We start from the raw sequence: 23224 nt of genomic DNA, 5'->3' as shown, positions 1-23224 counted from the left end.
CTTCAGTTCTTGAACTTTACTGTGTTCTCAAAATACCAAGTCGAGTTTTCATTTCGTTGATTACGTTTTCCAGCGTATTTCCATTCAGCAGAGACTCTAATGCAGTAGAATCGAGGGCCAAAAATCTTCCCGTTGAGATAGCCGCGCTCAGAATCTTTTTATCTCCCGTCCATAGGGGAATACCAAGCTTCATGGCCAAGGCTATGAAGGGCGTATCTTTTTCATCAAACTTGGAGGCTATCTGATAAGCCTCTCTGATTTTGTTGGAATAAAACTCAAGCGGGATTATCTGAACCAGTGAAAAGGTCAGAAACGTTCGGTATTCAAAGTCCTTTGCAAACTTCTTAAGTTTAGTGGAGTGCCGTCTGAACTCAAGGATGACCTCTTCCGGGGCGAAGAGGGTAAGCTCGTGCTCTTCGAGAAGCCTGAATGCCTTTGATTTCCTTCCAGATACTATGATGGAAAACAGAATGTTGCTATCAACAACGACCCTCATATCAATCCCATTTTGATATATTTGTGCTTTACTTCGGCCCAGACTTCTTCCCTTGTTTCCTCAAAGAATTTCTTATCCAGGGGTATTCCTTCGGCAAGGGCCTCAAGGACTATCTTTCTTGATATCTTCTTCCCGAGTCCCTCCGCTATCCAGAGCTCGGCTTCCTGTTCCGAAACCCATTCTGGAACTTTCACGCTTATGACTTTCATGGTTTGGTGTTTCTCAATAGTGGTTATATACCTTACTCGCTTTCAACCCCTACCGCTAACTTTATAAAGCGATATATCGTTCGACATATCGGTGAAGAGATATGAACGTCACGAGGAACGGTGAAACCTATGACCTCAGCTATGCAAAGAAGGCGGCGCTCGTCGTGGTTCTCCTCCCTCTCCTCGTCATGTACACTGAGGCGATGCTCACACCGGCGTTGCCAACGATTCAGAAGGAGTTCGCGATAAACCCCAACGACGTCAGCTGGGTTCTCACAATCTACCTCCTCGTCGGAACGGTCAGCGTCGCGGTCTTTGGAAAGCTCGGCGACATGTATGGCAAGAAGAAGATGTTTCTCGTTGCCCTCGGTTTCTACACCCTCGGCGTCATACTCAACGGCTTTGCGCCGAGTTTCCGCTGGTTGCTCTTTAGCAGGGCAATCCAGGGCTTTGGAATGGCAATATTCCCGCTCGCCTTCAGCCTCGTTCGTGAGGAGTTCCCGCCCGAGATGGTGCCCCAGGTTCAGGGAATGATAAGCGCGATGTTCGGTGTGGGAATGGTCATAGCCCTCCCGCTCGGAGCTTACGTTACCCAGCACTGGGGCTGGCGCTGGACCTACCATACCGCCGCCCCATTCGCCGTGTTGATGTTCATCCTCGCGTGGAAGATACTCCGCGAGAGCAGATACATCAACCCCGGAAAGCTCGACTGGCAGGGCGCTCTGCTCCTCGTTTGGGCCGTCGTTCCGGCACTCGTCGCTGTAACGCGCGCCCCGAACGTCGGCTGGACCGCAAGGGAAACCCTCGTCCTCTTCGCTGTCTCGATAGTCGGCGCGGTCCTGCTCGTCCTCTGGGAGAAACGGGCGGAGAACCCGATAATTCCCCTCGACATCGTGACATCCCGCAATCCTGCCATAGTGAACCTCGGAATCATGTTCGCGGCCTTTGGAATCTCGATGATGAGCCAGGCGAACACCTACATCTTCCAGATGAAGCCACCGTACGGCTTCGGCAAGAGCATACTCGACAGCGGTCTGCTCATGACCCCAATGGCGGGCGTCATGCTCGTAATAGCCCCCCTGGCAGGTAAGCTGATGCCGAAAATCGGCGCCAAACCCCTCGCAATAACGGGCGCTCTCATCGCGAGTTCGGGCCTCGCAGTTCTGGCCAAGTATGCTCCACAATTCCCGCCGAACCACCTCTGGGCCTTCGTGGCGATGATAACCTACGTTGGCGCGGGAATAACGCTGATGAACATCTCCTTCATCAACGTCCTCGTCTTCAGCGTCCCGCAGAGGGTCATGGGCGTCGCGACCGGTGCCAACAGCCTGTTTAGGAACTTCGGCTCGACGTGGGGGCCAGCTATAGCGGGAACCGTCATGAGCACCTACTACACCCTCTTCCACCCGCCCGGTGCCCCATCTTGGGTTAAGATAAAGATACCGACAACGAAGGCCTACGAGGTGCTCTTTGGAACCTCCGCCGGAATCTACCTCTTCCTGGCGATACTCAGCTTAGCTATCGTCGAGGTCATGAAGGGCGGAAAGATTCGCGGGGTCGAGAACGGGGGAGAAAAGGAGGTAAAAGTTGGCTGAAATCCAGCTTTTCTTCCCCTTTTACTCTCCTCTGAAGGCCTTCAAATACAGCTCCCTTATCTCTTCTGGCCTTGGTTCAACCGGGTTAAAGAACACCAGTCCGTCGCGGTAGGCCTTCTCGGCCATCTCGTCGAGCCTCGCCATGAAAGTTTCCTCGTCAACCAGCTCGCTCAGCTTCGGAACGCCCGTCCGCTCGTTAAGCTCTCTGACGGCATCAACCAGCGCCCTCCAGTCCTTAAGTCCGAGTTCCCTCGCTATCTCGTCGTAGCGCCTCCTCGCGTAGTCGCTTCTCCCGGCGTTGAACTCCATGACGTAGGGCAGGAATATGGCATTGAGAAGTCCGTGCGGACCGAGCCAAGCGGCCTTGTGGCTCATCGCGTGGCAGAGACCGAGGCGCGCGTTGAGGAAAGCTATCCCGGCCATCGTAGAGGCGTAGTGCATCCTTTCGCGCGCTTCCTCGTCACCCTCGAGGCTCTTCTCAAGGTAGCTGAAGACGGTCTTTATTGCCTTAATCGCCATCGCGTCGCTGAAGTCGTTGGCGACTTTGGTTGTGTAAGCCTCTATTCCGTGGACGAGCACATCCAACCCGGAGTTCCGCGCTACCTCCCTTGGCATCGTCATCGGTAGCCTCGGGTCGAGTATCGCCACATCGGGCGCTATCTCGGGCGTAACGATGTTGTACTTGATTCCTCCCTTCTTCAGAACGCTCGCTCCGGAGACCTCGCTCCCGGCACCGCTCGTCGAGGGAATCGCTATGAGCTTCGTCTTCAGCTTAGGGACGGGTTTGGGCCTTGAAAAGCGGTCTATGAAGGCTATCTCCTCGAACTTCAGCTCGGGAGCATCGTAGAAGACCTTCAGCGCTTTCGTCGTGTCTATCACGCTTCCACCGCCGAGCGCTATCAACAGGTCTGGCTTGAACTCCCTCACCTTCGGCAGGAACTCCTCTATCGTTTCCACGCTCGGCTCCGCCGGAAGGCCGGCTATGGACAGAACCTCCGCTCCCGCTTCCCTAACGTAATCCTCCACCTCTCTCAGGAAGCCGTGCTTTTTCATCGAGTTGCTGGCCAGAATAAGGACCTTCTCGTGCCCGCTCGCCTCTTTCCTGAGCTTCTCAAGAGAACCTTTGCCCTCGATGATTCTTGTCTTGAGCCAGAACATCGCCACCACCGGACTAAGTTCGCGGGAGTCCTTTTAACGGTCTCGTCATTAACTTTCGCAACGTTTAAGGTACATGTTCATAGACGTAAGCTGGATGCGCTTCGGTGCCCTGCGGGAGTTTTTGGAGGTGGCTCCATGAGGCTCGTAATCCTAAACGACAACACTCCCGGGGAGGGGTTCATCAACGACTGGGGCTGGAGCGTCCTCGTCGGGGGAAAGAACCGCTTCCTCTTCGATGCTGACACGAGGGGAGAGGTAATTCTCCACAACGCTGAACTCCTTGGCGTTCCCTTGACGAACCTCGACTTCACGGTTCTCAGCCACTGGCACTACGACCACTACGGCGGCTTTCCGCTGATTGGGGAGCTGAACCCGGGGCTTGACCTCTATTCTCCGCCCATCGAGTCCGCTCCCGGCTGGGGGCTGAACGTGGTTCCCGTTGAGGGTGCGGGGGAGTTCTTTCCGGGCGTCTGGACATCTGGACCGGTCGAAAACTTCGAGCAGGCAGTTGGGGTTGAGACGAACTCCGGTCTCGTCGTCATAGTCGGCTGCTCTCACCCGGGTGTGGACAGGCTGACGAGGGCCGTTCTTGAGGTCTCTGGCCACGAAAAAGCGCACCTCGTAATCGGTGGCTTTCACTATCCGTCCAGAAAGACTCTCGATAGGCTTGCCGGGATGACGGAGTTCATAGCCCCTGCCCACTGCTCGGGCGAGGAGGCAAAGGCCTACGTGCGGAGAAAGTACCCCGGGAAGTTCGTGGCGGTGAGGACTGGAAGCGTTATCGAGCTTTAGCCTTCGGACGGGCTATGGGGATGAGCGAGAGGAAGAGGAAGACGGACGCGAGGGCGAAGTTGCCAGCAAAACCGAGCATTGAAACAACGAAACCACTCGTCAGGTTGCCGGCTATGGCCCCGAGGGAGCTCACGAGGTTGTAGGCCCCTATCAGCGTCCCCTTCTTTTCGGGTGGGGCGAGGCGGGAAATCACGGCGGTCGTTGATATGCCGATGAATGCCCATGTGTAGCCCGCAAGGAAGTAGGATACGAAGGCGAGAACCGGGAATAGGGGCCCCTTGATGGGCGTTGCAACGGCGAGCAGGAGGAACGCGAGTCCCCTGAGGAGGAGGCCGAATCTGAGTGTTCCGTAACCACCCCTCTCCTTAACGCGCCTCCCCACGCGGGTGTACATGTAGGCCGAGATTGAGGAGTTCCCTATGCTCATCAGGTAGAGCACCGAGGCCCCGAAGCCCCTTGCCTTAAGCAGGACGGGAAACTGTGTGAAGTAGAGCATGGCCCCGAACCAGAAGAGGAGGGCCGAGAGGTAGAGCCTCTCAAAACCGCAGGTGGAGAACCTCGGGAGGTGCGTTATAAAGTTCGGGAGGTAGCGGAACTTCTCGACGACGTAGCCCGCGTAGACCCCGAGGACTTTTCTGTCGAGGTGAAGTGGGACCTCCCTTATCGTCCGCATTCCCCACGGGACGGAGAGCAGACCGATTAGGCCGAGAACGGCGAAAATCCACCTGATGGGGAGCAGGTGGGACAGGATAAAACCAATCACGAGCCCGAGCACCCACGCCCAGCCACCTATTTCGTTGAACCTCCCTATGGCGTAGTCCCAGTCCTCAAGGCGGAAGACCTTGGTTATTATGAGGACGGGAATCGGGACGGTCGCGGCTATGAAGAAGGTGTAGATTGCGTTTGCGAAAACCACCGATGGAATGCTCCCCGCGAGGGCGAACAGAAAGGTCGACAGCGCCGTCCCGAGGAAACCGAGTATCAGGAAGACCTTCCGCCTGTTAAGCCTGTCGCTGAGTTTCCCCCAGAAGAGACCGCCGAGCATCGAGGACAGACTTCCGACAGCGTTGACGAGGCCGACCTCCCTCGGGCCACCACCGAGCTCCATTGTGAGGAGGGGAATTAAAGGCGCCGCCCCACCGGTTGAGACCTTGAAGGGGACGAAGGAGTAAAACCACTTCTCCGGATTCGGCCGGTGCCTCATCTGGCTCTTTCTCTCAAGCTTCTTGAGGTTCGCTCTCTTGCGCTTCTGACTGACCGGCATGGCCGCGGAAGAAAAGGAGAGAGTTTAAAAACTTAACCCTCAGTCCTCGTCCTCATCCCAGTTCCAGTCATCTTCATCTTCAGTGTCCCAGCTCTCCTCGTCCCATTCGGTATCGTATTCATCGTAGTCCTCATAGGCTTCTTCAACGCTTTCAAGGGGGTCGAACTCCTCTTCCTCCTCTTCAATCTTGGGCCGAACCTTCTTCTTGGGTGGGTACATTTCCACCACCTCGCCCCGTTCTGGGGCACTTTACGGTTAGACAACGGGTTAAAAACTTTTCTTTTCCATTTTTATGGCAATTATTCGGCTTTCTAAAAATTTTACTGGCTCCTAACATATTTAGGCCCTGAAAAAGGCCATACCTGGGAGAAAGGTTTATATACCATTAGCCAACCCGATGATGCCCCATTCCAAATATCGGGGGAATTAAACCATGGAAGCCATAAAAGCAGCCTGCTCCGGATCTTATAGGTCCAAAGAAGGTCTTTCAGAGAGTGAATCTGAGGCAGGTGAGGGGCCCGGCGGCCTCGGCAGACTCTTCCGTGCCACGGTTTTGGAGGAGCTCCTCGGCGTTAGGGAGGTCTACGTCGACTACGAGGGCGTCAACCCAACCGGGACCCACAAGGACAGGATCGCCCTCGCCCACGTTGGTGAGGCCGTTAAACACGGTTTTCCGGGGATAACGGTCGGCACATGCGGCAACTACGGCGTGGCAATAGCCTATTACTCCGCCCTCGCGGGCTTGAAAGCGGTGATATTTGTTCCCAGAGACTATACCCTCGAAAGGCTCCCCGAGATGAGGGCGCTCGGCGCGGAGGTCATCGAAGTTCCCGGCACCTACGAGGAGGCCGTCAGGGCCAGCATGGCCTTCGCGAGGGAGAACGGCTTCTACGACGCCAACCCGGGAAGTAACCGCGCCGTTGATATAAGGGCCTACTCGGAGATGGCCCTCTGGATTGCGTCAAGGGTGAACCCCACCGCGGTCTTCGTGCCCCTCGGCAACGGGACGACGATGGCGGGTCTCTGGGAGGGGTTTAAGGCTGTCGGTCTGGCTCCGAGGATGGTCGGCGTGACTACCGCTTTTGGCAACGAAATCCTGAGGAGGTTCTACGGCGATGGAAACGGAGACTTCGCGGAGACGGAACTCAACGAGCCCCTCGTTTCGGAGAGGTCCTTCGATGCCGACGGGGCATTGAAAGCCGTCCGCGAGTCAAACGGCTACGTCTTCGGATTCGCCGACGACACCGCCCTGAGGTGTGCCGAGCTGATGCGCGTCGTGGCAGGGATAAGACCCCTTCCCGCGTCGGCTTTAGTGCTGGCCGGCCTCGTGAAGTTCGTGAGGAAATTTAACCTGAGAAACGGACGGTTCGTCCTCGTTGTCACTGGGGGTGTCCGGGTTGGATGAGGCGCTAATCCTTACCGAGGGGCGTTATCTAACGACCGACGGGAAGACCGCCCACGGCCTCGTCCGCTATTCAAAGAGGTTCAAAATCGTGGGGTTGATAGATTCAACGCTCGCGGGAAAGGACGCAGGTGAGGTCCTCGACGGAATAAGGCGCGGAATCCCGATATACGCCTCTCTGGAGGAGGCGCTCCACGAAAACCCGAACGCGAAGTGGCTCATCATCGGCGTCGCAACTCCGGGAGGAAAACTGCCTGAGAACTACCGGAAAATCGTTGAGAATGCAATAAAGAACGGCCTCGGCGTTGTGAATGGCCTCCACGAGTTCCTGAGCGACGACCCCTACTTCAAGCACCTCGCGAGGCGCTACGGCGTGGAGATAGTCGACGTGAGGAAGATTTTCTACAACACGAGGATTCCCTTCACGGGGAAGATAGCGGAGGTTAAAGCGGTAAAGGTAGCTGTTCTCGGGACGGACGCGGCGATAGGAAAGAGAACCGTTGCGATAATGCTCCACGAGGCGTTTAAAGAGCTCGGCTTAAAGAGCGAGTTTATAGCGATGGGCCAGACCGGCTGGATGCAGGGCTTCAGGTACGCTATAGTCACGGACTCGATAATAGACGACTTCGTGCCGGGGGCGATAGAGGACGTCTTCTACCGCGCCTGGGTTGGGGAGAGGCCAGACGTAATCGTCACCCACGGCGAGGGCTCGCTCCTCCATCCGGCATTTCCAGGCGGCTTTGACCTGATTGCCGCGGCGAGACCCGACTTCATCGTCCTCCAGCACGCCCCCTCGAGGAGGACCTACGACGATTTCCCCGAGTTCAAAATCCCCCCGCTTGAAGTTTACATCCAGCTCATAGAGCTCCTCAGCGGGAAGAAGCCTGTGGCGATAACGATTAACTCCTCCGGTTTGAGCGATGATGAAGCCCTTGAGTGGGCGAGGAAGATAGAGGCCGAGACCGGGATTATGACGCGCGTCCCCTTCCTCCAGGGGGTCGGCGATATAGCGAGGCTTATCCTACGGCTCTCTAGGAGGGAGGTGACTGGCGGTGAGCCTGCCAGAGCTGAAGTGCTTTGACTACATCGCCATAGAGCGGCCGAGGATTTCCTCAAGGCGCATCAAAGCGCGCTACGTCCTCGGAATTGACGGCGAGGAAAAGGGCTACGAGCTCGTCCACTCCTACCGCGAGAGGATTCCTAAGATAGAAGCCTTTGCCAAGCTCATGAGCATCGTCCCAGCTATAAACTACGGCCTCTTCACGCCCGAAATTCGGTTCGAGTTCACCCTCGATAGCAGGGACATGAGGTTCTTTGAGGACATGATGCGCGTGACCGCGAGAGATATTTTCGTGAACAGAATCGCGAATCCGAGCGAGTTCTTAAGACCGGAGTTCGTGCCAAAGGAGATAAAGCCCGAGATGGCCGAGCCGATGGCGAAGCTAACCCCGGAGGGAATCGAAGAGGAGGAAATAGACTTCGAGCCCGACTACTCCCGCTGTGCGGTCATGCTCAGCGGCGGGAAGGAAAGCCTCTTGACCTACGGACTCATGAAGGAGCTCGGCTGCGAGGTTTACCCGTTTTTCTACAACGAATCCGGTGCCCACTGGCGCGTGGCGGTTCCTGCATACCGCTGGTTCGAAAAGAATGAACCGAATACAAGGAAAGTCTGGAGCAACGCCGACAGGCTCTACACCTTCATAGAGCGGAACATGAGAATCCTGCACGGCGTCGGGAGGAGGAAGAGGGCCGAAGTTTATCCAATTAGGCTGTTCTTCTTTGAGGGCTACGCCTTCGCCTTCCTGCCGCTGCTCTACAAGTACTCCATCGGGGACCTGCTCTTCGGCAACGAGTACGACGACCCCCGCTCCTACGAGCCCTTCCACGGGATAGAGCACTACAACGCCACCTACGACCAGAGCCAGGACTTCGAGCTCTACATGACGCGCTGGTTCGCCGAGAGGGGCCTTAAAATCCGCCAGTGGTCAGCGGTGAGGCCTTTGACGGGTCTCATAGTGGAGAGGATTCTTCACAGCCGCTATCCAGAACTCTTCGTCCTTCAGAGGAGCTGCCACTCGGTCCACAGGGAGGGCGACGACTACGTTCCCTGCGGAACCTGCTTCAAGTGCAACGGAATCCTTACCTTCCTGCTCGCCAACGGCATCAATCCGAGGTTGATTAAGTACAGGGACTGGCACATAGTCACGCTCCCTGAAAGGCTGAGGAAGGGCCTCGTAAGGCTCGACCGCGATGAGCTCGAACACTCGCTCTACCTAATAAAGCGCCGCTTTCCCAACTTCCCGCTCGATGGAAAGCCTCATTGGTATGTGGAGATGGTGCATTTCGACGGGAAAAGCTCAAGGATTGATGCAATTCCCCGGGAATTCAGAGAAAAACTCTACTCGATTTTTGAAGGCTACACGAGGGGTTACGCCTACCTAAAGGGGAACAAATGGGTGAGGATAACGCGTGAGGAGGCTGTTAGCGGTGCTCTGGGGAAGGAAAAAGAAAACTGAGTTGCCCCCGATTGAGGAGACTGCCAAGAACTTTAAAATAACTGAAGGGGAGGACTACCTTGATGAAATTTTCGAGTATGATCTGGCAGTGAGCAGAGAGTTCTCGCGGGCAGATCTGGGCGATGAATATACCTCGGCATACTATCGCGTTATAAACCGCCTCTTGGCTCATGGGGAGCACAAGTTCTTTGTTGCGGTGGACCCCTATGGGAGATACCTCGGCCACGTTTGGATCTGTATCATGGAGGACACAGTGGATTTTGTGCCCACGGCTTATATTTTTGACATTGAGACCAAAGTTCATAGCCTTGGAATAGGCTCGGCACTTCTCAAAAAAGCCGAAGAGTGGGCGAGAGAGAAAGGAGCCTCAAAGGTCTCGCTCCGCGTTGAGATCAACAACCCTGCCCTTGATTGGTATAAAAAGAGAGGCTACCTCGAGAGGGCGTTTATCCTCGAAAAGGAACTTTAACTTCTCGTTTTCAACCCTCCGTTCAAAAAAGGCCTTTAAATTTTCCTCCAAACTACCTTCGATGCTCGTCAGGGGAAAGGTCGTCGGAAAGAACGGCATCGCCCATTTTGAAGTCAGGAAGGAGAAGGGAGGTCTAACGCTCAGGGCGGAGTTTCCTGACGGAGAACCGCTCGACTACTCCGTTGACTGCCCCTGTCTCGAACCACTTGAGTTGGTTGGCCTTCTCCTGCCGGCCTTCGAGGAGCGCCTCGGCGAAATAGAGGGTGTTTTCGTCGAGGATATTGAGGAAGAGAAGTCTGTTCTGAGAAGGATTAGGGAGTTGCTTGGGAAAATAAGGAGAAAGAAATAGCTCATTCCTGCTCCTTGAACAACCTCTTCAGGTTCCTCTCAAACGGCGGGTAGACGACGCCCCTGTCGGTTATTATGCCGGTCAGATACCTGTGCGGTGTGACGTCGAAGGCCGGGTTGTAGACGTCTACATCTGGGGCGATTCTGCAACCGCCGCAGGTCAGAACTTCCTCCGGCTTCCTCTCCTCAATCGGTATCTCCTTCCCGCTCTTCATGCTCATGTCAATCGTTGATAGCGGTGCGACCGTGAAGAACGGTATCCCGTGCTCCTTCGCGAGAACCGCCAGGGTGTAGGTGCCTATCTTGTTCGCGAAGTCGCCGTTGGCCACTATCCGGTCGGCGCCGACTATTATCGCGTCAACCTTTCCCTGCTGCATCACGAAGCCGGCCATGTTGTCCGTTATCAGTTTCAGCGGAATTCCATCGTAGTGGTACTCCCAGGCGGAAAGCCTGGCCCCCTGAAGGACGGGCCTCGTCTCGTCCACCCAGAGAAGTCTGAGAGTTCCGTCCTTGTTCATCACGCGCAGAACGGCTCCAACGGTCCCGAGCTGGACGGTAGCCAAGCTTCCGGCGTTGCAGTGGGTGAGAACGTTGCCCTCAGGCAGGGCCTCGGCACCGTAGTGGCCCATTCTGAGGTTCGCCTCGACGTCCTCGTCCGCTATCCTCTGCGCCTCGGCAACTATGAGCTTCCTTATTTCCTCCAGAGGACTCTCGGCGTTCTCCTCGACGAGCTTCTTAATCCTGTTGAGTGCCCAGAAGAGGTTTACGGCGGTGGGGCGCGTGTTCTTCAGCAGGTCGTAGGCCCGGTAGAATCCGTCCATGAACTCGTCCTTGGTTCTGGCTTTACTCGTGTCCGCGTAGAGGGCAAGACCGAAGGCGGCAGCCGCGCCAATGGCAGGAGCCCCGCGCACCTTCATCGTGACGATAGCTTCGGCGACCTCTTCAACGGTCTTCAGCTCGATGGTCTTGAACTCCCTCGGCAAAAGCGTCTGGTCAATCATGATAACCTTTCCGGGCTCGTAGCGAACGCTCCTCGGGAGCCTCGTGAGTTCTTCAGGCTTATACCTTATCTCCACCGCGACCACCCCAAAGGGTTTAAGGGAGGAACTTAAAGCTCCTTCGGTGGTGAAAATGGTCAGGGTTTTCGTGACCGGCCCGGCAGGGGTTGGGAAGACGACGCTCGTCGAGAGGGTCGCGAGGGAAGTTGAGAGATGGGGCTACATCGTTGGAGGCATGATAACGAGAGAGGTAAGGCGAAACGGAAGGAGAATAGGCTTCAAAATCATCGCCCTCGACACCGGTGAAGAAGGAACGCTCGCGAGCCTGCGCGGAACTTCGCATTTGCCGGGGGTTCCCTTCGGAAAATACGTCGTCCACGTTGATGAGCTTGAGCGAGTTGGGGTTTCGGCGATAAGGCGCGCGCTGGTCGAGGCGGACTTGGTTGTAATAGACGAAATCGGCCCGATGGAGTACAAGAGCGACGAGTTCGTGAAGGCCGTTGGCGAGGTGCTGAACTCGGACAAGCATCTCTTAGCGGTCGTCCACAGGAGGATGGCCGACAAGTTCAGGCCCCTCGGAAGGCTTCATGTTCTAAGCGTTGAGAACAGGAACAGGGAGTTCGGAATAATCCTCGATGAGATAATGAGAGAGCTGAAGGCTAGAGGTTGAGGCTGTCCTTGCAGGCCTCGCAGACCCACTTCTCCTCTCCTTCGATATACACCCGGTATAGGGGTCCGTACTGGCCGCATATTTCGCATATTCCGTAGACTTCGGTCTCTTCCTCGACTTCCTCCTCCTCGTGGTTGTACGCGTTCAGTGCAGAGAGCAGATCCGCGGCGGTAACGAAACCGAGGGGCCTTCCAAGTCTTGTAACGAGTAGCCTTCTGATGCCCTTTTCCATCATCCTGTCTATCGCGTCGGAGATGCTGTAATCGTCTTCAATCGTCACGGGGTTCTGGGTCATTATGTCCTTAACCTTGACCTTCTTCGGGTCTTTCCCCTTGGCAACGACTTTGTCCAGAATGTCGCGATCGGTTACAACTCCGACTATCTCGTCGTTCTCCACGACCACCGCGCTCCCCACCCTGTTCCGGGCGAGGATCTTGGCAACTTTGTGAACGGTGTCGTCGGGCTTTACAATGATGGCCTTCCTCTTGACGATCTGACCCACGCTGATCTCTGCCAACTCTATCACCCCTTCGGAGGGAGTTGGGCTACACTCTTAAAAACGTTTCCTCCTCAGGAGAAGGTACGTCACGGCAAAGACCACCGCAAAGGCTAGAACCGCGCCGAGCAGGGCCAGATCGCCCCCTTGGGCGTTGTGTGTAACATTTTTCACGGGAGTTGTAGGGGAAACGATGGTTGTGTTACTCGTCACGTTCGGTGAAACCTGAGAGACTGAACCCGGAATAAACCTCCCGGGGGTCGTCGTGACGTTTGATTTAACCGCGTTAAGCTCAACTGCAGAGGTGTTGTTCGTGGAAAGGGTTCCAACGACCCTTGTTCCAGCGAACCTTTCTAAAACCTTGTAAACGAGGAGCGAAACTATCGAGGCAACGCTAAGGCTTATCACGTGGAGTTTCTCGAAGGCGGACAGCTTCTTCGTGACCTTCGGCGCCTCCCTTCTCGGCACGATGAGAATTGGCTTGTTGGAGGCCCGGTAAAGTTTAACCTCCTGGAGTTTCTTGCCGTACTTCTTTCCGGCCACTTCCACAAGGCCAACTTTTAGCATTCTGTCTATGTGGTAGCTCACCGTGGATAGGGGGAACCCAAGTTCCTCCGCGATCTGGGTCAGGGACTTCGGCTCGTCCTCAATGGCATGCAGAATAGCTAAGGCCTTCTCGTTCGTTATGATCTGGGCCAAAAGCTTTGCGGTCTCATCGCTGATCTCTATAATCTTCCCCTCGCCCACGTGGTTCCCCCGTAACAACTTGGGGAGCGAGGTATTAAACCTTTCCACGACTTCAAAAGAGTTTGGAGCTGAGGGTGAGAGTAAAAGGAAAGGGATTTAATCAATTCACGGCTTCTCGAGAACGATCTCGATGGTCGAGGTGTTGGCGGTCCTGCCGTCGGCGGTCGGAAGCTCCTCGGTGCCGATCTTGATCTCCTTAACCCTGACCTCTGGGAGGAACCTGTTCCTGACGATCTCGGCGACGTCAACGGCCCTGCTGATAGCCCTACCGCGAGCCTTAACGGTGACCTCCTTGGCACCCTCGTTGAACTGGGTTATAACGGCCAGGACGTAGTTCATAACCGGCTTCTTTCCGATGTAGACGACGTGCTCCTCAGCCATTTCTGGCACCTCCGGAAGTTTTGTCGTTAGGCTATCGCGGGCATAGGGTTAAATACTTTTCGGTTCTCTCCCCACTCCAGTCTTCTTAATGGTCGAGCCGACCTCAAAATTGTCCATTATCCCGCACGTTATTGACGCTGAGATGCCAAAAGAAAACATTTTAACCTGCTGAATAATCACAAGAGTGGTGATTACGATGGCCGTTCATCCGATTGACTACCGCTACGGGAGCGAGGAGATGAGGCGCATCTGGGACGAGGAGAACAAGCTTCAAAAGCTCCTCGACGTTGAGGCGGCCTTGGCGAGGGCCCACGCGAAGCTCGGCAACATTCCCGAGGAAAGTGCCCGCGTGATTTCCGAGAGGGCCAGCACTGAGTGGGTGAAACTCGAACGCGTCAAGGAGATAGAGGCCGAAATACACCACGACATAATGGCCGTCGTCAAGGCCTTAAGCGAGGTCTGCGGCGAGGACGGGAAGTACGTCCACCTCGGCGCGACCTCCAACGACATAATCGACACCGCCAACGCACTCCTCATAAAGGAGAGCCTCGAGCTCATCGAGCGCTACCTTAGGGAGCTCCGCGACGTTCTCATGAAACTCGCCGAGGAGCACAAGTACACCGTCTGCATCGGCAGGACCCACGGACAGCACGCGGTTCCAACAACTTACGGCATGAAGTTCGCCCTCTGGCTCGACGAGGTTCAGAGACACCTTGAGAGGCTTGAAGAGCTCAAGAAGCGCGTTCTCGTTGGCAAGATGCGTGGTGCCGTTGGAACTGCCGCTTCATTCGGGGAGAATGCCCTCGAGATTGAGAGGCTCGTCATGGAGGACCTTGGCCTTAAGCCAGCGCTGATAACCAACCAGCTCGTTCCGAGGGACTTATACGCCGAGCTGATGATGTTTTTGGCCTTGGTTGCATCAACCCTCGATAAAATCGGCCTTGAGATTAGAAACCTCCAGAGGACGGAAATCCTTGAGGTAAGCGAGCCATTTGGAAAGAAGCAGGTGGGCTCTTCGACGATGCCCCACAAGAGGAACCCGATAAGGACGGAGAAGGTCTGCGGTCTGGCGAGGGTTATCTACTCGAACGTTATCCCCGCGCTGCTCAACAATCCGCTGTGGCACGAGAGGGACCTTACGAACTCCTCCGTCGAGCGCGTTATTCTGCCCGAGAGCTTCGTTCTCCTCGACGAGATGCTCCGCGTCACAATTCGCGTTCTCAAGGGCCTTGAATTCTTCCCGGAGAACATCGAGCGCAACCTCTACATGACTCACAACCTCATAATGGCCGAGCCGCTGATGCTGAAGCTCGCCGAGAAGGGCATGGGCAGGCAGGAGGCGCACGAGCTCGTTAGGCAATTGGCCATGAAGGCCTTTGAGGAGGGAGGGGACTTCCTTGAGGTCGTGAAGGAGAGCGAGGAAGTTAGGAAGTACCTGAGCGAGGAAGATTTAGCCTCGCTGAGACCCGAGAATTACATCGGTGTTGCTCCTCAGATAGTTGACAACGTGCTTCGCTACGTTCGCGAGCGTTTATGATGTCTTCTTTAGAATTTCCTTCTGATTTTTTATTCACGATCTCTCTATGATTCTCACATTCAAAGATCAACTCTCTGTATTTTTGGGAGTGTGTTTACGTTTTGATTGTATCATATTTTTGACTTTTTTAATGATTATCTTTGTTAATTTTAGCTCTTTTTTATTTTTGATTTTTATTAACAGTACTTTTACAAAAATAAATCAGCGTTAAATTTATAACTTTTTTATTCTAATTTATTTACACTTTAAAAAAGTAAATTTTTCAAAAAATTTACGAGATTGTAGAGTATCAAAAGGGCCCAGATATATAGCACACACTGTACAGTATGCTTTTTCATGGAGTTTTGCCCCTAAAAGCCCCGATCCAAAGAAAATTTTCTTAGTTACAATTAATCGTGGTTAACAGCTATAAGCGAGAAGATCAAGACAAATCTTGAGCAAATACATTGGGTTAAAAACCAAGAACCCCGTTGTTTTGTTTATTAGAGCGGAGTTGGCCTATGGGCATATCTGAAACAGCCCTCTTGAATGGCTAATGTTGTCCAGGAATTTTGGATATAATGTGCCTTATATCCAAAATCAATGTATAAGTAAAGGCATTGCATTGGATCATGAAAGCCATCAGATTGTCATTGGGTGACTCATTACCCATTCCTCTGCTTGGCAGGTTTTTAGAGTGGATACTGCAACTTAGGAACTGGAGTGAAGTGGTTCAAGATAGAGGATAAAACCTGCATGTCTAACCCTAACCGCTGTTCCTGAATTATTCTGTTGTTCTGCATCTGACCGCCTCCTCGTCTTGAGGGGTGAGGGTTTCAACAAGTTAACCTCTCACCATTAACGGGGAGGTTTGCGGGCAATCATTCCTATCCCCGTTGCCGGTTTCTGGTTCGCCCAAAGGCGCTCTTGAAAGGACGCTCAACAGTGTCAACCCTCAAAATGTGGGGAGATTTTTGGCTCCAAATTCCATTCTTAATGTATGTTGCCTTTTCTGTCACTTCTTTGGGTATGCTAAAATATAAACTATCAAATAAAGTAACTTATAGCTTCAAAGTTCAGTTCTTTGTGGTGATATATTAACTCTTGTTAGTAGTTAACTAACTAAAAAAATTATGTTTTAATGTTTTGCTATAGACAATATTATCAATTCTAAAATTTATTTGCATTTATTTTGTATTATAAATAATCTTGTTTAAAGTTAGATTAATTAAATGTCTAAATAAAAATTTTGTCTCTTTTAATTAGCGTAACAATACCAAGCATCATTTGAGAGACATCAAATGGGGCTAATTACGTTAAATAGTTGTATTTCTGACGGGACGATATATTAAAGTACCTTCTCTTCCAGAGATCCTTCATTGGTGGTGATGCCATGCGACTGCCTTCCCATAAGACAAAGATCATAGCAACGATAGGGCCCGCATCGAACGACAGAAGGACAATAGAGAGCCTGATCAAAGCAGGAATGAGCGTTGCGAGGCTGAACTTCTCCCACGGGACTTTCGAGGAACATGAAAAGGTCATAAAAAGAATTAGAGAGGCCTCCAAGAAGCTCGGCCGCAGGGTTGCAATACTCGGTGATCTGCCCGGCGTTAAGATTCGCGTCGGCAAACTCTTAGAGGGCAAGGTCGAGCTGAGGCGGAACCAGACGGTGACGCTAACCGTTGAGGACGTGGAGGGAATGGAGGGCATAATTCCAGTGGAGTTCAAGGACTTTCCAAAGCTTGTTTCCCCAGGCGATACTATCTACCTCAGCGACGGTTTCATTGTTCTGAGGGTCGTTAAGGTCACCGAAAAGGAGGTTATCTGTAAGGTAGTTGTGGGAGGGACGCTGTACTCCCATAAGGGCATAAACGTTCCAAACGCCAGAATCCCACTGGAGGCCGTAACCGAGAGGGACTTCGAGATACTTGAGTTCATGATCGAGAACGACGTTGACATTGCAGGCATAAGTTTCGTCGGTTCGGCATATGATGTCCTCAAAGTCAGGCATTTCATAAAGGAGCGCAACGCCCGGCTTTTCGTCGTGGCCAAGATAGAGCGGCCCGACGCGGTTAGGAACTTTGATGAGATATTGAGTGCCGCCGATGGGGTGATGATTGCCAGGGGAGACCTCGGCGTTGAGATGCCGATAGAGAAGCTCCCAATACTTCAGAAGAAGCTCATAGAAAAGGCCGTCATGGCCGGAAAGCCCGCGATAGTGGCTACGCAGATGCTGGAGAGCATGACCACAGAGAAACTGCCGACCCGTGCAGAGGTTACGGACGTCGCCAACGCCATCCTGGACGGCGCCGATGCGGTGATGCTCTCGGAGGAAACTGCAGTGGGCAAGTACCCCGTTGACGCCGTGAGGATGATGGCGAGGATTGCACGGGCGACGGAAGGCTACCGTGAGAGCTTTGGCAACGTGAGGATGCTGGAGTGGAAGGAGAAGATACCGAAGAAGGGCACGATAAAGGACGCCATAACGCGGAGCATAATCGAGGCCCTTCAGGTCATAGACGCGCGCTACATACTGACGCCTACAAGGAGCGGCTACACGGCAAGGCTTATCTCGCGCTTCCGGCCCAAGCAGTGGATCCTCGCCTTCACACGGGACGAGAAGGTCGCCAACAGTTTGATGCTCAGCTACGGAGTTTATCCCTTCGTGGTCGAGAGCGACGACGAGGCTGAGATTCTTCAGGTCATAAAGGGCCTCGGTCTGGCAAGGGAAGAGGACACCGTACTGCTGACCAAAGGCGCTCCGGTGGGCAAGACCGTCGGCACGAACACCATAAGGATTTTCCAGGTGCCGTGAGTGATTTTGATGTGTTTTATTTTTACTGCCTTTTTGAGGCTGAACCGAGGGTTGCTTCGTTCCCTAACTTCTTTTGTTATTCAGGTAGCCAACTGCTTGGCTATCTCGGTCTTCCCCAAACTTCATGCTCCTTCATCCCCCCAGGCGGAGGGGATTTTTCGAAAAGCGGGCAAGAGTCCACACTGGAAAATCTCTCAAACCTTTTAAGGAATATCGCAGTATTGACAGACATAAAACACTAATTCAGGGGTGGGCCTATGAGTGAAAGCGTCCAAGTCATCATCCACCGAATCGAACGAATAGAAAAAGAACTCCAGGAACTCAAACTTGAGCTCGTTGAACTCAAGAAAATCCTCCCCCCAATCCTCGAAACCCTGCAACTAACCGGTGAATTCGCAGGCTACAAGCTCAAAGCTCCAATCCCCCTCAAAGTTGAGTACAACCGCGAGGAAAACATCTGGTGCGTGGAAAACCCCGAGCTGGAGCTCTACGGCTGCGGTGAGACATTAACTAGAGCCCTAAGAGATGCGGAAGATGTTTTCAAAGCTCTCATCGAGGAATACATCCTCGAAGACGAGGACAACCTTGACGAGGACGCCAGAAAACTGCGGGAAGCACTTCTCCGGCACGTAGAGGTGAGCTCATGAAACGAAGAGAACTCCAGAAAGCCCTGCGAAAGAAGGGCTTCATCGAAAAGGAAGGCGGCCGGCACACCAAGTACATCCTGACCGAGAACGGCAAGAAAAAGCGCGTGATGACAATTCTCAGTCGAGGGAAAGACAAAGAGGAACTCGGGCCGGCCCTCGTGAAGAGAATCATGAAACAACTCCACTTCGACGACCCCAAGAAGTTCGACGACTTCGTGAAATGCCCCATGAACTACGAGGAATACCTCAACATGCTCCATGAGAAAGGAGTAATCTAAGAAGTGAGCCCGTGTCAGACATATCCCCGAAACTCTGGGGAGCTGCGACACATGTGATACAAAGTTCTTCGACAACCTGAATCTATCTTTTTGGTTAAAGATAAATCCTGAGAGAGGGGAGTTTTAAAAAGAAGTCTGGAGAGGGTGATTAAATCAAAAGACGATGAGAAACTTCTCTCAGACCTTAATCCTCTTCCAGACCGTCCCCTGCGGTGTGTCCTCCAGCTGGATTCCGAGCTTCCTCAGCTCGTCCCTGATTCTGTCGGCCAAGTCGAACTTCCTCTCCTTCCTGAGCTGGGCGCGGACCTCGATGAGTAGGTCTATCAAGGCCTCTTCGTTTCCGGCCCTCTGCTCCTTGAAGTAGTCCTCGAACAGGCCGAAGACCTCGCCAACATCTCTGAAGAACTCCCACGCCTTCCTGAGGATGCTCTCCTTTGGTGTCTCGACCTCGGTAAGGTATCTATTGATAGCGTTGCTGACCTCGAAGACCGCCTTCAAAGCCTCGGCCGTGTTGAAGTCGTCGTCCATGGCCTCGTAGAACTTCCTCCTCGCGTCTCTTATGGCCTCGTAGACCCTGAACTCGGGCTCGTCCCAGCGGAAGGATATTTCCGCCCGCCCCATCGCCACGCGGATGTTTTCGAGAGTGTTGTAAAGCCTCTCAAGGTTGTTCTTGGCGTGCTCTATACCTTCTTCGCTGTAGTCGAGGGGCGAGCGGTAGTGCCTCTGGAGAACGAAGAGCCTGATTACCTCCGGGTCGTAGCGCTTGAGGAGTTCTCTAACGGTTACGAAGTTGCCTAAACTTTTGCTCATCTTCTCGCCGTTCACCATCAGGAAGCCGGTGTGCATCCAGTAGTGAACCCACTCGTGGCCGAAGCAGGCCTCGCTCTGGGCTATCTCGTTTTCATGATGGGGAAAGATGAGGTCGTTTCCTCCGCCGTGGATGTCGAAGCTCTCGCCGAGGTATTTGCTGCTCATCGTGGAGCACTCTATGTGCCAGCCGGGCCTCCCCTCTCCCCAGGGGCTCTCCCACTTGGGCTCGCCGGGCTTGGCCTTCTTCCAGAGGGCGAAGTCCTCGGGGTTCCTCTTGCCCTCTCCAGGCTCGACGCGCGCGCCCTTCACGAGGTCCTCGAGTTTTATCTTGCTCAGCTTTCCATAATCTTTGAACTTCCTGACCTCGAAGTAAACGCCGTCAGAGCCTTCGTAGGCGTAGCCCTTCTCCTCCAGCTTCTTCACGAAGTTGATTATCTCGTCCATGTGCTCGGTGACGCGCGGGTAAACGTCGGCCGGCTTGACCTTTAAGGCCTTCATGTCCTCGAGGAAAATCCTCAAAAAGCGCTCCGCGAGCTCCTTTGGGTCTTCCCCTGTCTCGTTGGCGCGCTTGATGATTTTATCGTCTATGTCCGTGAAGTTCATCACCATGAGAACCGTATAGCCCCTGTGCTCAAGGTAGCGCCTTATGACGTCGAAGGCAATGTAAGTTCTCGCGTGGCCGAGATGGGGGTAATCGTAAACCGTTGGGCCGCAGACGTACATTCTAACCTCGCCTTCGCGGAGCGGTTTGAACTCCTCCTTCTGCCTCGTGAGGGTGTTGTATATCCTAATCGCCATTCCCACCACCGGGGCCTTTTGGGAGGGCCTTTTTATTAGCTTATCGCCGCGGGAAAGCTTAAAAACCAACTCCACAACTCGGAGTAGGCAAGAAAAAGGGGGTTGTAAAGATGGTCAAGGTCGAGAAGGGAGACGTCATAAGGCTCCGCTACACCGGAAGGATTAAGGAAACCGGCGAGATTTTCGACACCACAGAGGAGGAAATAGCCAAGCAGGCTGGCATTTACAAGGAGAACGGCGTTTACGGCCCCGTTCCGATAGCTGTTGGGGCAGGCCACGTTATAAAGGGGCTTGATGAGCAGCTCGAGGGCCTCGAGGTTGGTAAGAAGTACGAGATCATCGTTCCGCCCGAGAAAGGCTTTGGAAAGCGCGATCCGAAGCTCATAAAGGTCTTTACCCTCGGACAGTTCAGGAGGCAGGGCATAATCCCGTTCCCAGGAATGCCGGTCGAGATTGAGGGTGAGGGCGGCAGGAAGATTAAGGGAAGGGTTCTCACAGTCAGCGGGGGCCGCGTCCGCGTTGACTTCAACCATCCCTACGCCGGCAAGCACCTCGTCTACGAGGTCGAGATAGTGGAGAAGGTTGAGGACCCGATAGAGAAAGTTAAGGCAATGATCGAGCTCCGCCTCCCGAGGATTGACGCCAGCAAGGTCGTCATCGAGGTGGGCGAGAAGGACGTCACGATAAACTTCACGCCCGTTCTTGAGGAAATCGATAAGAACACCCTCGTCCTCGGCGAGATACTCCTCGAGAGCGACCTCAAGTTCCTGGGTTACGAGGAGGTAACCTTCAAGCCCAGTGTTGAGGAGCTCCTCAAGCCTCCGGAGGAAGCCGCCGAGGAGAACGTTGAAGAGAATGTTGAGGAGCAAGAGGAGACTGAAGAGGTGCTCGCTGAGACCGTCCAAGAGGAGAAGGCCGAGAGCGATGAGACCGGTGAAGTCAAAGAAGAGACCGAAAATAAGGCAGAGCCCACCGAAGAGATCGTTGGGGAGAACGAAGCGGGTGAAGCAACCGCACCTGAGGATGACGAGAAGACGGGGCAGTGAGCCCCTCATTTTCCGCTTTTCTTATTGGTTCCGCCGAGAGGTTTATAATTTCGGTCGTTGGAGTACTATTCTGGTGGGAGCATGGCGGTGACGAGGGAGCGCTTTGAGATGCTGGTCAGGGATCTCGTCGGCAGGTTTTCACAGGCTGACGAGAGAAAGATCAGAGAGGCCCTGGATGCCTTCGTGAAGGTGACGGAGATACCTGTCTCGTACCTCAACCCGGCCTCTAGCTATCATCCAGTGGTCGTCTTCAAGAAGAGGTTTGGAAACCTTGAGAAGAGCGCGATGGTGTCCCTCCTTGAGTTCAGGATCCTCAACCGCTACAACATGCCCGGCTGGAGGAGGGAGGTTGAGTTCAGACTCGACAGGGACGTCGTGCTCAGGGAGAGAGTTGGGGGCATAGAGGCTGTTCTCATCGGCGATCCGACCAGGCTGGCGAGGCTGAGGGACGTGATGATGCGTATCCTCCAGCAGATGAGCACGAGACCGAGGAACTTCGTCATGTTCTACAGCCACGTCTACATGGACTTCGGCAACAACCGGTTCATCCACCTTGAGATGAAGGGGAGCGACGTCTTCGTGAGGCTGGTCAACCTGAACTTCACCGAGGCCAGCAGGCTCCTGGGCAAGGCGATTCCCTACATGGATTCGGTCTTCGGCAACAAGAACATAGACTTCTACAAGCTCCTCTTCGTGTACTCCTCTGAAACCGCTGGAACGTTCGACTGGTTCTTCCACAGGTACGTCATGCCCCGCCTCAACCCCGAGCAGAGGGAGTTCCTCAACGACATGCACGACTATAGGAACTTCATAAGGCTCCTCTACTCCTACGTTGCGAGGCTCAACAAGGATCGCCTCGGCGACGAAATCGGCATAAGGGTCGCGAGAAGGGCCAACCCTAACAGGCCGCTCGAGATAGGCATAGCCTTCACAAACCGCGGAATCGAGGTCAAGAGGTACCCGGGAACGGTAACCATAAGCTTCATGGTGTGATCGATGGGCCTGCGGAGAAACCCCTACGTTCTGTTCGCTGTTCTTCTCCCCCTATCCTTCGTTCCCAGGTTTTTTGACGGTTCCCTTGAGAGATGGGCCCTCTGGCTCGTTTTGTGGTACCTTCTCGTCCCCCTGGCAGTTTCTCTGGTTCTCGGTTTCAGGCCCTCCGATGTTGGACTAAGGTTTCCCGACGATAACTGGAGGGTTTTCTTCGCCTTTCTCGGCCTGGCGGTTGTTATGAGCTTTGCCGGTCTCGCGGTGCCCTCAATGGTGGCCTACTACCCGAACTTTGTCTATTCAAGCTGGATGGGGTTTCTATGGAAGGAGCTCGTCATAGGCGTCGTCATGTTGGCCCACGAGGCTTTCTTCAGGGGATTTCTGCTCTTTCCCCTCGCATCCGAGAGGAAGTGGGCGGCGATCCTCGCCCAGGACATCCCCTATGCCCTCGTCCACCTCGGAAAGCCGGCGGTTGAGATCCCCTATTCCTTTCTCGCCGGGATACTCTTCGGCTGGATGGACCTCCGGGGGAGAAGCTTCCTCCAGAGCTTTCTCCTGCACTGGCTCGGTTCGGCATTCTTCGACGTCCTCTGTGCGCTTGTGAAAGCTGGAATGCTTTAGGTTCTGGGAGACGTGGTTGAGTCGGGTATCCTCAGACACCCGAGGGGAACGGCCGTACCGTTGCATACGGCGCTGAGCAGGAATTTCCCCTTCTCTTCCTTTATGATAAGCCGCGCACCGAGCACGTTTCCGGTTACTCTGTCCGGGTGCTCGGGACTC

Annotated in this window: 25 protein-coding genes; 15 read left to right on the top strand and 10 right to left on the bottom strand. The window is 54.0% G+C overall.

What is annotated here, in order from left to right:
* Positions 1 to 16: 16 nt before the first annotated feature.
* Together TAM4_RS04745 and TAM4_RS04740 are read right to left on the bottom strand one after the other, a co-directional pair.
* Positions 17 to 496, bottom strand: a complete 480-nt coding sequence (locus TAM4_RS04745; RefSeq protein WP_014122109.1) for a PIN domain-containing protein — start codon at positions 494 to 496, stop codon at positions 17 to 19.
* Entirely contained in the window at positions 493 to 705 is a 213-nt protein-coding gene (locus tag TAM4_RS04740) for a hypothetical protein (protein WP_014122108.1), read from the bottom strand. The genes TAM4_RS04745 and TAM4_RS04740 overlap by 4 nt, the downstream gene beginning before the upstream one ends.
* Before the next feature lie 101 nt (positions 706 to 806).
* On the opposite strand from TAM4_RS04740, the gene TAM4_RS04735 reads away from it, so the two are divergent.
* Entirely contained in the window at positions 807 to 2300 is a 1494-nt protein-coding gene (locus tag TAM4_RS04735; RefSeq protein ID WP_014122107.1) for an MFS transporter, read from the top strand.
* A gap of 21 nt (positions 2301 to 2321) precedes the next feature.
* Here the strand turns inward: TAM4_RS04735 and TAM4_RS04730 are convergent, their stop codons facing one another.
* On the bottom strand, positions 2322 to 3458 hold the full coding sequence (locus TAM4_RS04730; RefSeq protein WP_014122106.1) for an iron-containing alcohol dehydrogenase: 1137 nt from the start codon (positions 3456 to 3458) through the stop codon (positions 2322 to 2324).
* Between the two features lie 135 nt (positions 3459 to 3593).
* On the opposite strand from TAM4_RS04730, the gene TAM4_RS04725 reads away from it, so the two are divergent.
* On the top strand, positions 3594 to 4250 hold the full coding sequence (locus TAM4_RS04725; protein WP_014122105.1) for an MBL fold metallo-hydrolase: 657 nt from the start codon (positions 3594 to 3596) through the stop codon (positions 4248 to 4250).
* Here the strand turns inward: TAM4_RS04725 and TAM4_RS04720 are convergent.
* A complete protein-coding gene (locus TAM4_RS04720) occupies positions 4237 to 5514 on the bottom strand; it encodes an MFS transporter (protein WP_014122104.1) in 1278 nt (425 codons plus the stop codon). The two genes, TAM4_RS04725 and TAM4_RS04720, sit on opposite strands and share 14 nt — an antisense overlap.
* Positions 5515 to 5553: 39 nt before the next feature.
* Positions 5554 to 5733: a hypothetical protein gene (locus tag TAM4_RS04715; protein WP_014122103.1), complete on the bottom strand. Its 180-nt coding sequence runs from the start codon at positions 5731 to 5733 to the stop codon at positions 5554 to 5556.
* Between the two features lie 214 nt (positions 5734 to 5947).
* Between TAM4_RS04715 and TAM4_RS04710 the strand changes: the two genes are divergently transcribed.
* From TAM4_RS04710 to TAM4_RS04690, 5 genes are all read left to right on the top strand, one after another.
* A complete protein-coding gene (locus TAM4_RS04710) occupies positions 5948 to 6919 on the top strand; it encodes a pyridoxal-phosphate dependent enzyme (protein WP_014122102.1) in 972 nt (323 codons plus the stop codon).
* A complete protein-coding gene (locus TAM4_RS04705; protein ID WP_014122101.1) occupies positions 6912 to 7997 on the top strand; it encodes a DUF1611 domain-containing protein in 1086 nt (361 codons plus the stop codon). Before TAM4_RS04710 ends, TAM4_RS04705 begins: the two co-directional genes overlap by 8 nt.
* Entirely contained in the window at positions 7969 to 9432 is a 1464-nt protein-coding gene (locus tag TAM4_RS04700; RefSeq protein ID WP_014122100.1) for a hypothetical protein, read from the top strand. The genes TAM4_RS04705 and TAM4_RS04700 overlap by 29 nt, the downstream gene beginning before the upstream one ends.
* Positions 9386 to 9901, top strand: a complete 516-nt coding sequence (locus TAM4_RS04695; RefSeq protein ID WP_237702127.1) for a GNAT family N-acetyltransferase — start codon at positions 9386 to 9388, stop codon at positions 9899 to 9901. Before TAM4_RS04700 ends, TAM4_RS04695 begins: the two co-directional genes overlap by 47 nt.
* A 61-nt stretch (positions 9902 to 9962) precedes the next feature.
* Entirely contained in the window at positions 9963 to 10250 is a 288-nt protein-coding gene (locus tag TAM4_RS04690; RefSeq protein ID WP_014122098.1) for a hypothetical protein, read from the top strand.
* Position 10251: 1 nt separating this feature from the next.
* On the opposite strand, the gene mtnA is transcribed toward TAM4_RS04690, so the two are convergent.
* Complete coding sequence (gene mtnA / locus TAM4_RS04685) at positions 10252 to 11325, bottom strand: S-methyl-5-thioribose-1-phosphate isomerase (RefSeq protein ID WP_014122097.1); 1074 nt, start codon at positions 11323 to 11325, stop codon at positions 10252 to 10254.
* A gap of 55 nt (positions 11326 to 11380) precedes the next feature.
* Here mtnA and TAM4_RS04680 point away from each other — a divergent pair, with 55 nt between their 5' ends.
* Positions 11381 to 11917 (top strand): NTPase, encoded by a 537-nt coding sequence (locus TAM4_RS04680; protein ID WP_014122096.1) that lies wholly within the window; start codon positions 11381 to 11383, stop codon positions 11915 to 11917.
* Here the strand turns inward: TAM4_RS04680 and TAM4_RS04675 are convergent.
* The 3 genes from TAM4_RS04675 to albA form a co-directional block, all read right to left on the bottom strand.
* Positions 11907 to 12434, bottom strand: coding sequence for a cyclic nucleotide-binding/CBS domain-containing protein (locus TAM4_RS04675; RefSeq protein WP_014122095.1), 528 nt, complete (start codon positions 12432 to 12434; stop codon positions 11907 to 11909). The genes TAM4_RS04680 and TAM4_RS04675 overlap by 11 nt on opposite strands.
* A 36-nt stretch (positions 12435 to 12470) precedes the next feature.
* Positions 12471 to 13160 carry a transcriptional regulator gene (locus TAM4_RS04670; protein WP_014122094.1) on the bottom strand — a complete coding sequence of 230 codons (690 nt, stop codon included), beginning with the start codon at positions 13158 to 13160 and terminating at the stop codon, positions 12471 to 12473.
* A gap of 105 nt (positions 13161 to 13265) precedes the next feature.
* Positions 13266 to 13541, bottom strand: a complete 276-nt coding sequence (gene albA / locus TAM4_RS04665; RefSeq protein WP_010477671.1) for a DNA-binding protein Alba — start codon at positions 13539 to 13541, stop codon at positions 13266 to 13268.
* A 196-nt stretch (positions 13542 to 13737) separates the two neighbouring features.
* Here albA and purB point away from each other — a divergent pair, with 196 nt between their 5' ends.
* The 4 genes from purB (at position 13738) to TAM4_RS04645 (ending at position 18800) form a co-directional block, all read left to right on the top strand.
* Positions 13738 to 15078, top strand: coding sequence for an adenylosuccinate lyase (gene purB / locus TAM4_RS04660; protein ID WP_014122093.1), 1341 nt, complete (start codon positions 13738 to 13740; stop codon positions 15076 to 15078).
* A 1372-nt stretch (positions 15079 to 16450) separates the two neighbouring features.
* Positions 16451 to 17875 carry a pyruvate kinase gene (gene pyk / locus TAM4_RS04655; protein ID WP_014122092.1) on the top strand — a complete coding sequence of 475 codons (1425 nt, stop codon included), beginning with the start codon at positions 16451 to 16453 and terminating at the stop codon, positions 17873 to 17875.
* A gap of 257 nt (positions 17876 to 18132) precedes the next feature.
* The gene (locus TAM4_RS04650; RefSeq protein ID WP_014122091.1) at positions 18133 to 18522 is read left to right on the top strand and encodes a hypothetical protein; all 390 of its coding nucleotides are present in this window, start codon (positions 18133 to 18135) and stop codon (positions 18520 to 18522) included.
* On the top strand, positions 18519 to 18800 hold the full coding sequence (locus TAM4_RS04645; RefSeq protein WP_014122090.1) for a type II toxin-antitoxin system HicA family toxin: 282 nt from the start codon (positions 18519 to 18521) through the stop codon (positions 18798 to 18800). Before TAM4_RS04650 ends, TAM4_RS04645 begins: the two co-directional genes overlap by 4 nt.
* Positions 18801 to 18977: 177 nt before the next feature.
* Here the strand turns inward: TAM4_RS04645 and cysS are convergent, their stop codons facing one another.
* Complete coding sequence (gene cysS / locus TAM4_RS04640; protein WP_014122089.1) at positions 18978 to 20408, bottom strand: cysteine--tRNA ligase; 1431 nt, start codon at positions 20406 to 20408, stop codon at positions 18978 to 18980.
* 110 nt (positions 20409 to 20518) lie between these two features.
* Between cysS and TAM4_RS04635 the strand changes: the two genes are divergently transcribed.
* From TAM4_RS04635 to mrtA, 3 genes are all read left to right on the top strand, one after another.
* Positions 20519 to 21454, top strand: coding sequence for a peptidylprolyl isomerase (locus TAM4_RS04635; RefSeq protein WP_014122088.1), 936 nt, complete (start codon positions 20519 to 20521; stop codon positions 21452 to 21454).
* A gap of 81 nt (positions 21455 to 21535) precedes the next feature.
* Positions 21536 to 22447: a hypothetical protein gene (locus tag TAM4_RS04630; RefSeq protein ID WP_014122087.1), complete on the top strand. Its 912-nt coding sequence runs from the start codon at positions 21536 to 21538 to the stop codon at positions 22445 to 22447.
* Between the two features lie 3 nt (positions 22448 to 22450).
* Positions 22451 to 23065 (top strand): CPBP family archaeomyxosortase MrtA, encoded by a 615-nt coding sequence (gene mrtA, locus TAM4_RS04625; RefSeq protein WP_014122086.1) that lies wholly within the window; start codon positions 22451 to 22453, stop codon positions 23063 to 23065.
* The last annotated feature ends 159 nt before the right edge of the window (positions 23066 to 23224 follow it).

This window comes from Thermococcus sp. AM4 (genome assembly GCF_000151205.2).
Taxonomy (GTDB): domain Archaea; phylum Methanobacteriota_B; class Thermococci; order Thermococcales; family Thermococcaceae; genus Thermococcus.
This window is presented reverse-complemented; position numbering and strand designations above follow the sequence as displayed.

Coding starts and splice junctions, on each gene's coding strand:
- mrtA (WP_014122086.1), top strand. CDS start 22,451: ATGGGCCTGCGGAGAAACCCCTACGTTCTGTTCGCTGTTCTTCTCCCC.
- TAM4_RS04690 (WP_014122098.1), top strand. CDS start 9,963: ATGCTCGTCAGGGGAAAGGTCGTCGGAAAGAACGGCATCGCCCATTTT.
- TAM4_RS04635 (WP_014122088.1), top strand. CDS start 20,519: ATGGTCAAGGTCGAGAAGGGAGACGTCATAAGGCTCCGCTACACCGGA.
- albA (WP_010477671.1), bottom strand. CDS start 13,541: ATGGCTGAGGAGCACGTCGTCTACATCGGAAAGAAGCCGGTTATGAAC.
- TAM4_RS04710 (WP_014122102.1), top strand. CDS start 5,948: ATGGAAGCCATAAAAGCAGCCTGCTCCGGATCTTATAGGTCCAAAGAA.
- TAM4_RS04645 (WP_014122090.1), top strand. CDS start 18,519: ATGAAACGAAGAGAACTCCAGAAAGCCCTGCGAAAGAAGGGCTTCATC.
- TAM4_RS04680 (WP_014122096.1), top strand. CDS start 11,381: ATGGTCAGGGTTTTCGTGACCGGCCCGGCAGGGGTTGGGAAGACGACG.
- TAM4_RS04745 (WP_014122109.1), bottom strand. CDS start 496: ATGAGGGTCGTTGTTGATAGCAACATTCTGTTTTCCATCATAGTATCT.
- TAM4_RS04740 (WP_014122108.1), bottom strand. CDS start 705: ATGAAAGTCATAAGCGTGAAAGTTCCAGAATGGGTTTCGGAACAGGAA.
- TAM4_RS04630 (WP_014122087.1), top strand. CDS start 21,536: ATGGCGGTGACGAGGGAGCGCTTTGAGATGCTGGTCAGGGATCTCGTC.
- TAM4_RS04715 (WP_014122103.1), bottom strand. CDS start 5,733: ATGTACCCACCCAAGAAGAAGGTTCGGCCCAAGATTGAAGAGGAGGAA.
- cysS (WP_014122089.1), bottom strand. CDS start 20,408: ATGGCGATTAGGATATACAACACCCTCACGAGGCAGAAGGAGGAGTTC.
- TAM4_RS04725 (WP_014122105.1), top strand. CDS start 3,594: ATGAGGCTCGTAATCCTAAACGACAACACTCCCGGGGAGGGGTTCATC.
- pyk (WP_014122092.1), top strand. CDS start 16,451: ATGCGACTGCCTTCCCATAAGACAAAGATCATAGCAACGATAGGGCCC.
- purB (WP_014122093.1), top strand. CDS start 13,738: ATGGCCGTTCATCCGATTGACTACCGCTACGGGAGCGAGGAGATGAGG.
- TAM4_RS04720 (WP_014122104.1), bottom strand. CDS start 5,514: ATGCCGGTCAGTCAGAAGCGCAAGAGAGCGAACCTCAAGAAGCTTGAG.
- TAM4_RS04735 (WP_014122107.1), top strand. CDS start 807: ATGAACGTCACGAGGAACGGTGAAACCTATGACCTCAGCTATGCAAAG.
- TAM4_RS04650 (WP_014122091.1), top strand. CDS start 18,133: ATGAGTGAAAGCGTCCAAGTCATCATCCACCGAATCGAACGAATAGAA.
- TAM4_RS04730 (WP_014122106.1), bottom strand. CDS start 3,458: ATGTTCTGGCTCAAGACAAGAATCATCGAGGGCAAAGGTTCTCTTGAG.